Annotated in this window: 5 protein-coding genes and 1 tRNA gene; 3 read left to right on the plus strand and 3 right to left on the minus strand. The window is 67.3% G+C overall.

Translation table 11 applies throughout. From position 1 onward, the window contains the following. Positions 1-13: 13 nt before the first annotated feature. From tssK to G4D83_RS42900, 3 genes are all read right to left on the minus strand, one after another. Positions 14-1381: a type VI secretion system baseplate subunit TssK gene (gene tssK, locus G4D83_RS42890; protein WP_163870742.1), complete on the minus strand. Its 1368-nt coding sequence runs from the start codon at positions 1379-1381 to the stop codon at positions 14-16. After that, positions 1378-1938, minus strand: coding sequence for a type VI secretion system lipoprotein TssJ (gene tssJ, locus G4D83_RS42895; RefSeq protein WP_255203841.1), 561 nt, complete (start codon positions 1936-1938; stop codon positions 1378-1380). Before tssJ ends, tssK begins: the two co-directional genes overlap by 4 nt. Positions 1939-2137: 199 nt before the next feature. Beyond that, positions 2138-4402, minus strand: coding sequence for a type VI secretion system Vgr family protein (locus tag G4D83_RS42900; protein WP_163870744.1), 2265 nt, complete (start codon positions 4400-4402; stop codon positions 2138-2140). A 258-nt stretch (positions 4403-4660) separates the two neighbouring features. Between G4D83_RS42900 and G4D83_RS42905 the strand changes: the two genes are divergently transcribed. The 3 genes from G4D83_RS42905 to G4D83_RS42915 all read left to right on the plus strand — a co-directional run bounded on the left by G4D83_RS42905 (position 4661) and on the right by G4D83_RS42915 (position 11894). Then, positions 4661-6556, plus strand: coding sequence for an OmpA family protein (locus G4D83_RS42905; protein ID WP_163870745.1), 1896 nt, complete (start codon positions 4661-4663; stop codon positions 6554-6556). After that, entirely contained in the window at positions 6553-11703 is a 5151-nt protein-coding gene (gene agmC / locus G4D83_RS42910) for an adventurous gliding motility protein AgmC (protein ID WP_163870746.1), read from the plus strand. The genes G4D83_RS42905 and agmC overlap by 4 nt, the downstream gene beginning before the upstream one ends. Positions 11704-11820: 117 nt before the next feature. After that, positions 11821-11894 (plus strand) — tRNA-Arg (locus G4D83_RS42915). The last annotated feature ends 78 nt before the right edge of the window (positions 11895-11972 follow it).

Consider the following 11972-nt stretch of genomic DNA (forward strand, 5'->3'; position numbering starts at 1 on the left):
AAATCCCTGCGCGTCAGCGATTGGCGGTGGGGACCGCGAGCAGCTCCACGGTCGTTCGGGCCGCGTCGAACGGCTGCGGCAGATAGAGCGCGAGGTTGTGGTCTCGCATCACGTTCTTCCAATAGCCGTCATTCATCGAGAGGCTGAAGTACACGGTGCCCGGCTGCACCGGGACCTCCGGCGGCGGGCGGTACGTGACGGCCAGCGGCACGCCCGGCGCGGCGGCTCGGACGAGGCCAGGGATGTCGTCCCAGCAGGCCACCTTGGTGAGCTTGGGGAACTGCTCGGCGACGACGCGCTCGGGCAAATCGCTCCTCACCGCCAGGAGGAAGGCGCCGCAGCGCTCCAGCCGCTCGTCCTCCAGCTTGCCGCGGAACATTCCGTCCGTGCCCGCGGAGAGGTCCACCGTGAGGCACTGCTCCAGCGCCACCGCGCGCATCAGCTCCGACAGGCGGCGGAACAGCTCCTCGAACGTCGCGCGCAGGTTCGTGAACTGGAAGGACGGCAGCGTGGTGGGGTCCGCGCTGGAGGAGAAGGTGCAGAGCTGGCCCGCGCACTGCACCAGCGTCAGATACATATCCCGGGGCCGCAGGTTGCCCGCGTCCAGCGCGTGCTGCAGGAAGGGGATGGTGCCGTTGAGGGCGTTGAGCTCCAGGAAGAGCGTCACGTCGCCCGCGGTGAACTCCAGCGCGGACGCGTCCCGGTGGCGGCGGCGCGAGGCGAGCTGGCGCTGCTTGGAGACCATCAGCCGCAGGAGCGTGCGCAACTCGCCCATGACGAACGGCGACGCGTCGATGCGCAAGGAGGGCGGGACGTAGGCGTCGACCACGGCCAGGCTGCCGGACTTGTCGCGCGTCAGCTCGAACAGCTTGATGGCCTCGAAGTCGTCACGCGGCTCGGTGCCGAAGAGCAGCCGCACGTTGCGCTGGCCGAAGCCCACCTGGGAGATGGACGTGGACGCCGTCAGGTCGCTGATGGGCCGCGTGACGGGCGTGTAACGCGGACTGCCGCCAATGCGCTCCCCGCTGCCGTAGCTCTCCACGCCGCTGCGCTCGCGCGGCACGCCCAGGTACACGTCCAGGGTGCGCTGCGCGGGAGGGAAGTAGCCCTCGGCGGGACGCGCGGAGGGGGCCTCGGCGTCTCCGGACTCGAAGGACACCGTCAGCCCGTCCGGCAGCACCCCGACGAAGTTCGACAGCTGCACCTGGCCGGCGCGCAGGCCCTCCAAATCCAGCTCCATGGCCACCACGCCCCAGGGATAGGGCTCCAGGGCCCCCAGCCGGTTCTCCAGGAGCTGCTCGTGATACAGGTCCTGTTGCTGGAGGTGGTGCGGGCTCATGAACATGCCCTCGGACCACACGACGCGCTGCGCGGACTTCATGCGCCTCTCCGGGGCGACTCTCGGTCGCCGGATTCGGGGTTGTTGTGTTGCTCCGGCGCCACGCTGAGGGGCCGGAACATCAAGTCGATTTGATAACCCTGGAGCCGGTAGCGGAAGACCTCGTCGTCCTCCTTCGGCGGCCCCTGGTCTCCGGCGGGACGCTCCACGCAGCGCGACTCCGGCACCACGGGCAATGTCGCCACCGCGCGCCAGGAGTAACCCAGTGGCTGTCGGAACAGGCCCATGGCGAGCACGAAGCGCGCCTTCGGGTCCCTCTGAATCCAGCGCTTCTCCTGCTTGCCGGGCGCCACGACGACTTCGGCCACCTGCAGCAGGTCCTCCTTCAGCAGCGCCTCGGGCTTGCCCCACAAGTCACGGAAGCCCGCGCGCTCCAGCTTCACGCTGTCCTTGAGCTGGACAATCTGGACCACGGTGGGCAACGAGCGCCCTTTGGAATCCGGATTGAGTTGCTCGGCCGCGTCCACCACCACCTGGAACGGAGGCGGTGTCTCGCAGGCGAAGGGCACGCGTTTCGCGCAGCCCGCTCCCACGCTCAAGGCCAGCGCCTGCGCGGCGACCACACCCCACCGAAGGCACCGGCCGGCCACCCCCGCCGCACCGGCGCCAGTGTGTCCTAGCGCCAAATTCCACATTCCTTTTGAGGGCCCGGCACCGTCTTCGGTTCCGTGCGAAGCGTAAAGTGCCAGACACAGTGGACCGGTTTCAAGCCACCCCCCTGGGTCCGCCTGAAACGATTTAGTTTTCGGAGATTTTGGAGCCCTTGATGATGACGTCGCCGCTGCCGGTGACTTCAATCTTGGCGCCCTTGATGACGACGTCCCCGTTCTTCTTCACCTGCAACGTGGCGGAGCCGACCTTGAGGGTGAACTGCTCCTCGGCGACCAGGGAGATCTCCTTGGCCTGCAGGACGTAGGCGTCCTTGGTGGCGTGGTTGGATTTGCCACCGACGCTGACGATGAGGTCCTTGTCCACCTTCAACATCCGCGACTTGCCAATCTCTTCCGACAGGTCTCCGCCCACCTGCGTGGAGCGGGCGCCCTTGACGGACTCGGACTTCTTGGCGCCGACGACCTCCACCTTGGCGCCGCCCACCTGCTCGGATTTGACGCCGCCCACCAGCTCGTTGAAGGCGGCGCCCACGCTGATGGCGAGCGCTCCGCCCACGGTGAGCATCTTCCCCAGGCCCACCGTCTCCGCCGACGCCATGCTGACCGCCAGGCTCTGGCTGCCGCTGACGCCGATGGACTGGTCGCCCTTGATGGACTCGGTGTGGTTGCCGGCCACGGTGGTGGAGCGGTTGCCGGTGACGGCCAGCGACTGGTTGCCGCTGATGGTGCTGTCGTCGTCCTTCTTCACCTGGAGGGACTGGTTGCCCTCGATGACGCGCGCGCGGTCCTTCTTCACCAGCAACGTCTCGTTGCCTCGGACCTCCTGCGTCTTGTCGTTCTCCACGACGACGTTGAAGTCCTTCTGCGCGTGCAGATAGACGAGCTCCGAGCCAGCCGCGTCCTCGAAGCGCAGCTCGTTGGAGCCGTCGCCGCCGGGGCTGGAGCTGGAGCGCAGGGTGCTCTGCGTCTTGCTGCCGGGCAGGTCGATGGGCGGCGGATTCTGGCCGTTGTAGACGCTGCCGGTGACGAGGGGGCGGTCCGGGTCTCCCTCCAGGAACTCCACCACCACTTCATGACCGATGCGCGGCAGGTACAGCGCGCCCCAACCCGGGCCGGCCCAGGCCTGGCTGACGCGAATCCAGCAGGAGCTCTTGTCGTTGGCCTTGCCCTCGCGGTCCCAGTGGAACTGGACCTTGATGCGGCCATGCTCGTCGGTGTGGATCTCCTCGCCCGCGGGCCCGACGACGCGCGCCGTCTGCGCGCCGGGGATGACGGGGCGGGGCGTCACGCGCGCGGGCCGGTAGGGGATGTCCGCGGGCTGGCAGAGGAACTCGTTGCGGTAGCCCTCGCGCGAGCGCAGCGTGGACTGGTCGATGCTCACCGCCTCCGACTGATGGCCGGTGTGTCGCACGGAGATGGGCAGGTACTTGCGATTGACGGCCGTGTCGGGGTGCTCGGCCAGCTCGAAGACGTGACCGGGGCAGACGCGTCGGGAGTAGCTGGCGCCCGTCACCGTCTGGGTGCGCGCGCGCAACTCCTCCAGGCGCACCTGGGCCAGGTTGCGGCCAGGGCCCGGCTCCTCGTAGCGGCCAGGGTAGTCGTAGATCTCCAGCGCCGTCTCGCCGTCGTCGGACTCCGCCTCCGCGCCCAGCATCTGGGCGGGGCGCAGGAAGTTGTAGTCACGCAATGCGACGACGCCGGGCTGGACCTCCGTGCGGGCCACCAGCTCGTGCACGTACTCCTGCGAGGCAATCATGTGCGAGCGCTCGCGGAAGACGAGCTTGGACTCGCCCTGCATGGGCGGATTGGCCGACGAGCCATCGCCCAGCACCATCATGTGTGAGCTTTCGGCGTGCTCGAAGAAGTAGAAGATGCCTTCCTCCTCGAGCAGCCGCGAGACGAAATCCAGGTCCGACTCGCGGTACTGCACGCAGTAGTCGCGCACGGGGTAGGAGCCGGTGAGGGCCAGGCGGTGCTCCACCTTGGACTCGTCCAGGACCTTGTGGACGATCTGCGGGACGGTCATCTCCTGGAAGATGCGGCTCTTGCGGCGGTGGCGCAGCGTCCACAGGCGCGGGACGACGGTGACGCGGTAGCGGCGGCGCTCGGGGCCGCTGCCTTCATCCCAGCGGGTCATCCGCGAGACGACGCCCTGGAAGAAGCGGGCGGTGCCGTCACCGAGCATCACCGTCAGGCGCGCGTCCTTGCCGAGCAGCAGCTTCTCCTCCACCTCGAGGTCGGGCCGGACGGCGAGGGCGACCTCGACGGTGTAGGGCTGGGAGAGCGTCTCCTCGGCCTCGAAGCCGAGCACCGCCAGCTCCGCGGCCGTGAAGGAACCTGCCTCGAACTCGAACTCGGCCTGGTTCGCGAGCAACGCGGCGTTCGCGATCATCAGAGTGCCCCCGGCGCCAGACCCCGCGCGAGCCGCGGGGAGGTGAGTGATGCGCCAGCATGCCACGAATTGACCGGGCGTGAATCCCTGGCCCGAGATTTCAGTGGCAGCGTTGTCACGGGGCTCTCGCGCCGGAGGACCCGATGGGTGCGGGCTGGAGAGAGCGCGGGGACATCTGGTGTAGAGTGGACGCGGGGGGCCGGCTTGAATCGTGGGACGGCTCCGGGGTACCCACACGCCCATTCATCCGGGAGAATCATGAGACGAAGCAGGCTGCTGCGAGGCGTCCTCGCGTTCGCGTTCGTGCTGACGTCCGCGAGCGCCGGGGCCCAGGACGACGCGCCCCCCGCTCCCACTGAGTCGCCCCTGAGAGGCTTCGACCTGGAGCGGCTGGAGCTGAATCCTGGCGCGGAAGGCTCGCTGCTCGTGGGTCTGGGTGAGCTGCTCCCGATGGGTGACTTCCGGGCGACGGTGGCGATGCAGTACGCCCACGAGCCGCTGGTCTACATGAACACCGGAAAGAAGCTCGCCGTCGTGGGCAGCCGCGCGACGGCGCACCTGGCCGCGGCCTATGCGCCGTTGAGCTGGTTGCAGGTGGGGTTGCAGGTCCCACTGGTGGCGTTTCAGGGTGGCAACAGCACCGGGTTGGCGGGTGCGGGCATTCCGGAGCCGCGCGCGCAGACGCTCTCCACGCCGTCGTTGAGCGCCCGGGTGGGGCTCTTGACGCAGGAGGCGTCGGGCATCCTGGACCTCGCGGCGGAGCTGGGGGTGGGCGTGCCCCTGGGCAGCGCGGAGGGCTTCTCGAGGGATGACGGCTCGGTGCGGCTGTCGCCGAGGCTGATGGTGGGGCGGCACTTCGGCCGCATCCGCGCGGGCCTGGAGGTCGGCTACGTCCAGCGGGACAAGATGCTGCTGACCGAGCGCACGGGGGACCTGGAGGACGAGGTGGGGCAGGAGATGCGCCTGGGCGCGGCGCTGTCCACGACGGGGCGGCGGCTGCGCTGGGAGCTGAACGTGCGCGCGATGCTGCCGCTGACGAATCAGCCCGGCGCGGTGGAGTTGTTGCCGGGCGCGCGTTACCTGGCGAGTCCGTCGCTGGAGTTGTTCGCCCTGGCGGGCATGGGTGTGGGCTCGGCCCCGGGGACGCCGTTGTTCCGGCTGATGGTGGGTGGCTCGTTCGGCAAGGTGGTGCCGACGCGCGGGCCCGGTGAGTCGTCGGTGCGGTGTGAGCCGGGGTTGGTGCGGACGCTGAAGGACCCCATCCAGGAGTGCCCCGACTCCGATGAGGACGGGGACGGCATCATCAACAGCGTGGACCGCTGTCCGCTGGTGCCCGGAGACGCGGCGCGCGGTGGCTGCTCGGCGCAGGACACGGATGGGGACGGCATCGAGGACATGCTCGACGAGTGCCCGGACAAGAATGGCCCGCCCGCGCGCAATGGCTGCCCTGTCGAGGACCGGGACAAGGACGAGGTCGAGGACAGCAAGGACAGCTGCCCGGATGACCCGGGACCGGAGGACAACCGCGGCTGCCCGGTGCGTGACTTCGACAAGGACGGCATCGAGAACGACAGCGACGAGTGTCCCAACGAGCCGGGCCCGGCGGAGCGCAAGGGCTGCCCGGAGATGGACTCGGACAAGGACGGCGTGCCCAACCGGCTGGACAGCTGCGTGAAGGACGTGGGCGCGGCGAACAACCTGGGCTGCCCGGCGAACGTGCCGCCGCTGGTGGAGATCAAGGCGGGCCACCTGGAGCTGATGGAGAAGATCTACTTCGAGGCCTCGGGGGTGGTCATCCAGAGCCGCTCGCTGGAGCAGCTCAACTGGGTGGCGCGCATCGTCAAGGAGCACCCGGAGTTGCCCATGGTCGTGGTGGGCGCGCATACGGATCTGCGCTCGCCGCTGGATGCCAGCCGGCGCTTGTCGCAGGCCCGCGCGGACGCGGTGCGCCAGTACCTCATCAGCAAGGGGGCTCCGGCGGACCGGTTGATGGCGGTGGGCTTCGGGAAGACCAAGCCGAAGGTGACCCCGGAGAACACGTATCAGGACCGCGAAGAGAACCGCCGCATCGAGTTCAAGTTCGTCGACCCGCAGGAGTCGCGAGGAGCGGCTCCTGCGGACGGAGCCGTGAAGCCAGGGGAGGTGCGGCCATGAGAACGCTGCTGACGCGAGTGCTGCTGTGGGGCGTGCTGTTGATGTGTGGCACGGCGAGCGCGGAGCTGGACAGGTTCGGGTTGGGTGGGGCCACTGGTATGGCCAACGACAAGAACTTCGGGACCACACCATCAGCACAGCACCTGCCCAACAGCCACAAGGCGCTCACCCAGGATGCTGCACAGGGGACGACCGTCCTTCGGTTCACGGGGACCTTCACGGGGCTCGCCAACAACGGCCTCCTGATGATCATCCAGTCCACGGGCCTGAGCCCCGCGCCCGCGCGGGGAACGACAACACCCATCGACCTGTCGGGTGCTGGGACGCCCACCGTGGGCCAGTGGGAACTGGCGGAGATCCAGTCCTTCAACTCGAACTCGGTCACCCTCACGAGGCCGCTGGCGAACAGCTACAAGTCGCCTGGCGCGCAGATGCTCACCGTGCCTCGTTACCGGAACGTCACCGTCCAGGCGGGCGCCACCGTCACGGCGGCCCCTTGGGATGGGAGCTCGGGTGGTGTCCTGGCGTTCCTTGCCAGTGGGACCCTCACCAACGATGGGATCATCGACGCGTCGAAGCTGGGGTTTCGCGGGGGCACGTTCACCCGAGATCCGACGACGGATTGTTCCGGCGCAGCGGCGGGCAAGCTGGGGGTCAGCGGTGAGGATGTCGCTCCGGCACAAGCTCAGTCCGTGGACAACTCCACCAATGGCGGAGGTGGAGGCTCCTGCAACTCGGGTGGTGGTGGTGGCGGGGGCAACGGCGGACCTGGAGGTATCGGTGGACTGGCGGGCACTACTCTCGCGGGGGGCAAGGGCGGCGTCGCGCTCAGTGGTTCGGTCTTGAGTTGGCTGACGTTCGGCGGAGGCGGTGGCAGTGGTCATACCCGCAGCGCCGCCCCCGCAACAACGGGAGGCGCCGGTGGCAAGGGAGGCGGCATCATCTTCATCCGCGCCGCCTCACTTTTGGGAATTGGGACCATCCTGGCGAACGGTGAGAATGGGGTTCCGACCTCGGGAGTAGACGTGGGGCATGGTGGCGGAGCCGGAGGAACCCTGCACCTGCGCTTCACGGGAAGCGCCACGTGCGGCGCGGACAAGGTGAATGCGGGAGGCGGTACGGGGGAGGACAGCGCCGCGAACTCGGGGCCCGGCGGTGGCGGTGGTGGTGGTCGCGTGTTCTTCCAGGCACAGGGACCCGTGGCCTGTTCCCCCCTCGCAGCCGCTGGCGTGGCGGGACTGCAGGCCGGTGTCATCCATCACGGCGCCATGCCCACCTCCAGCACGGTGATGAACTACAGGGGCTCCGTCACGGTCCTGGACCTGGCTTTCATCGATGGGATTCAGCCGCCGACCTTCGTGAGTCCTCCCGCGACTGATGCATGGACAAACAACCCGCTGTTGCGGGGAACCACGCAGCAGGGGCTGTCGGAGGTCCTCTTCTACACGGTGAGCGGGACGGCGACTCCCTTCACGTATGCGCTTCTGGACCGGACCACCTCGGACAGTCTCAAGGCCTTTGTCTTTCCGTATGCGCCCCCGAGCAGCAATGGCGCGCCCTTTCGTCTGGCCGCGCAAGCCGGATATCTGGGGGCCTACAGCGACATAGGTCCCGAGCTGAAGTTCACCTTCGACAACGTGCCACCGGTGACGACGCTCACTCCCGTCAGTGTGCCCTTGGTGTCCAGATTCGCGAGCGCCACGTTCAACCTGACCTCGACGGAGTCTGGCGGCACCTTCGAATGCGCCTTGGACAATCTCGCGGTCGTGGGTGATGGCATCCTGGAGTCGTGTGGTGCCTCGAAGACCTTCAACAGCCTCACGACAGGCGATTACCGAGTCACGGCGGTCGCGATTGATCGGGCTGGTAACAGGGACCCGTCTCCGAAGAGCTACACGTGGAGGGTGGACCTCACCCAGCCGGATACGCTCATCACGGGTGGCCCCGTGGCGAGTCCCCCCGGCAATCCCACGAACTCGAGGGTGGCTCAATTCACCTTCTCCGGAGGTGTCACGTACCAGTGTTCGCTGGACGGAGTCCTCCCAGCCGTGGCTTGTGGTCCGAGTCAGACGTACACGGAGGCGAACCTGGGAGAGGGTCCGCACACGCTGTCCGTCACTGCCTATAGCGAGTCGGGTGTCGCTGACCCGACTCCCGCGACACGCGCGTGGGTCATCGACACCGTGGCGCCCGACACGTCGTTCTTCAACCCGCCCGTGTCACCGAGCAATGCGTCCAGTGTGACCCTCGAGTACCGAAGTCCAGACGCCACGGCGAAGTTCGAGTGCTCCACCAACGGCGTCACGTTCACGGCGTGCGCTGGAACGGGGTCTGGCACTCGCACCTTCAGCGGGTTGATCTCCGGGACCTCCCAGCAGTTCCATGTTCGCGCCGTGGATCCTGCGGGGAACATCGACCCTTCGCCCGTCAGTCATACGTGGCTCGTGGACCTGGATGCTCCCGCGACCATCATCATCAACACCCCCGGCGCGGGGCTGGGAAAAGAGTCCCGCCCCACGATTGGTGGAACGACGGAAGCCGGAGCCCGGGTGGTCGTCACCGTGACGCCGTCGGGTCCGGGCACGGCCCAGACCTTGAACGCGGTTGCGGGGCCCTCCGGGTCCTGGAGTGTGATTCCCGCCGTGCTCGTGGATGGGAGCTACACGCTGAGCGCCGAGGCGACCGATGCGGCGGGGAACTCGCGACAGTCCTCGTCTGTGAGCATCACCGTGGACACGCTGCCGCCTTCGCGGCCCGTGCTCGCGGCCAGCATCCAGGGCAGGTACTTCACGACGATGCCCATCAGCCTGAGCGGCACGCTGGAGTCGGCGGTGGGGCTCGCACCCAACACCACGGTCACTGTCTATGTGGATGACTCCGTGACGCTCGGCCCCACCCCGGTGGATGCCCAGGGTGGGTGGAGCGTGTCGTTCACTCCGTCGCCGCTGCAGGATGGTTTCCACTGGGTCCGGGCCATGACGAGGGATGCGGCAGGCAACGTCAGCTCGTTCTCCGAAACGAGCACCTTCCATGTCGATTTGAGTCCTCCGGTGGTGCCCATCATCAACAACCCGGGTCCCTTCCTCACCACGCTCTATCCGCTCTTGAGTGGCACCGCGGAAGTAGGGACCTCGTTGCAGGTCTATTTCGGACCGTCGCCCGACCCCGTCACGGTGAGCGTGGGCCCTGACGGTCGGTGGACCTATCTGCGCACCACTCCGCTGAACGAAGGTCCATACACGGCGGTGTTCGTCCGCTCGACGGACGTAGCGGAGCGCGTCACGGATTCAGCCTCGGTCTCGTTCATCGTGGATGTCACGAAGCCGGAGACGACCATCCTCCTCTCTCCGCCGGTTCGTGACGGTGCCACCACGGTGCTCTTCCGCCTCGCACGGCCGGAGCCCCTGACCTACGAGTGCCGACGGAGCACGGGGGGAGTCATGGCCAGTACGTTCACCCCATGCCCTCCGGCTCCCCCAGGGCCAGGGATTGATGCGAGCTACATCCAGCTCGCCAATCTGGTGGACGGGTCGAACACGCTGATGGTCAGGGCGGTGGATGAGGCAGGCAATCGGGATGACTCGCCTGCGGTCTATACCTGGAGCATCAGCACGGGCGCGATCTCCACCGAAATCGTCACCGGCCCCGGTGGACCGGATGCGCCCATCAGCCAGAGGAACGCTGACTTCTTGTTGTACTCGAACAAGGGAGTGGTGGACTTCGAGTGCAAGCTTGAGAGGCTCGTCAATCCTGTCCCGGGTCTGAACTTCAGTCCCTGTCCGAGGAATCCAACGGACGCCTATGACATCGCGCGGTACGAGAACCTGCCAGACAATACGTACACGCTCGTGGTTCGCGCCGTCTTCGCGGGGGCGCCAGATCCCCTCCCCGTGTCGTGGACTTGGGAGGTCGATGGCACGGCTCCAACAATGGCTCCGCGCATCACCGCTCCCCGCGCGAACCATCCCACGAATCAGCGTCGCCCGAGCATCCAGGGAGAGACGCCCGAGCCGGGGACCATCACCCTCTACAGAGATGGTGCGTTCTGGGGAAACACGGTCGCTACGGGCGGCGCATGGATCTTCAATCCGCCAAGCGACCTGGGCAGCGGTCAATACCAGATCACAGCCACGCTCACCGACCTGGCGAAGAACGTCGGGCCTGCCTCCGTGACCTACACGCTCATCGTGGATGTGGAGCCTCCCGTGGTGACGATTGTGTCGAGCCCTCCCGTGTTGACCAACGTGTCCAGCTTCAGCTTCACCTTCAGCTTCTTGCCGGCGGAGGAGCTGGAGAGCTACGAATGCGCGCTCGACACGCCAGTGTTCACGCCCTGTCCGAATCCGTACTCCCGCGCAGCGACAGGTGAGGGTGAGCACAAGCTCACGGTCCGAGGAAAGGACCTCGCTGGCAATTTCACGGAACAGCTTGTGTATGCGTCGCACACCTGGGTCGTCGACACGCTGGCGCCGAACAGCACCATCGCGACGAAGCCGAAAGAACTCTCCAATTCAACGGAGGCCGTGTTCACGTTCACCTCCTCGGAAGACGACGTGGAGTACTTCTGCAAGCTGGGTGCGGCGGAGTTCGTGAGCTGCAATCCGACCGAGTACCGACTGACGGATCTGGGTCGGCGGGACGTGGAGGCGCAGGAGTACGTCCTGCAGGTCAAGACAGTGGATCGGGCGCGCAACGAGGACCCGACTCCCGACATCTTCCGCTGGACGGTGGACCTGAAGCGGCCTGGGGTGCCCTCGCTATCCGTTCCCCGGGCGAACGACATCCTGTCGGTGCGGACGCCCACCTTCCAGGGGGATGCGGAGGCGGAGTCGACGGTCTCCATCCTGGTGGATGAGGTGGAGATCGGCACGGTGCAAACGGACGCGAGCGGTGATTGGCGCTTCGTTCCGCGCAACGAACTGGACTACGGCAGCCATACGGTGACGCTGGTCTCGAAGGACAAGGCTGGGAACGAGTCGGAGCGGTCCTCCGTGGTCAACTTCGTGCTGGACCCGTCGTTGGAGATCGACGCCCGAGGCGGAGGCTTGAGCTGTGCCTCGGCGGGCGGGGGAGGGGGCGTGTCGCTCGTCCTCCTGGCCCTGGGGGGGCTGGCCCTGCGGCTGGGCCGGCGTCGTCGGGTGAGCTGAGGCCCCTGGGCGGGCGGGGGAGCCCCGTGCGGGGTGTTCTCCCGTCAGCCCTGGGTGGAATGCGGGCTTGCGTCGGCCGGGGAGTTCGGCTACTTGTCGCCTCGCTACAGCGGTTCTGCGCGATTAGCTCAGCTGGATAGAGCGTTGGCCTCCGGAGCCAAAGGCCACAGGTTCGAATCCTGTATCGCGCGCAGAGGAACGTGCCCGGGATACTTGGGGTTTTTCCCCGAGCATCCCGGGCGCTGACTCCCGCTCCGGCACCTCCACCC

Origin of the sequence: Myxococcus eversor (assembly GCF_010894455.1) — a bacterium.
Classification (GTDB): Bacteria; Myxococcota; Myxococcia; order Myxococcales; family Myxococcaceae; genus Myxococcus; species Myxococcus eversor.

Bases quoted from the DNA above. Each gene is read 5' to 3' on its own strand.
- tssK (WP_163870742.1), bottom strand. From the start codon at position 1,381: ATGAAGTCCGCGCAGCGCGTCGTGTGGTCCGAGGGCATGTTCATGAGC.
- G4D83_RS42900 (WP_163870744.1), bottom strand. From the start codon at position 4,402: ATGATCGCGAACGCCGCGTTGCTCGCGAACCAGGCCGAGTTCGAGTTC.
- G4D83_RS42905 (WP_163870745.1), top strand. From the start codon at position 4,661: ATGAGACGAAGCAGGCTGCTGCGAGGCGTCCTCGCGTTCGCGTTCGTG.
- agmC (WP_163870746.1), top strand. From the start codon at position 6,553: ATGAGAACGCTGCTGACGCGAGTGCTGCTGTGGGGCGTGCTGTTGATG.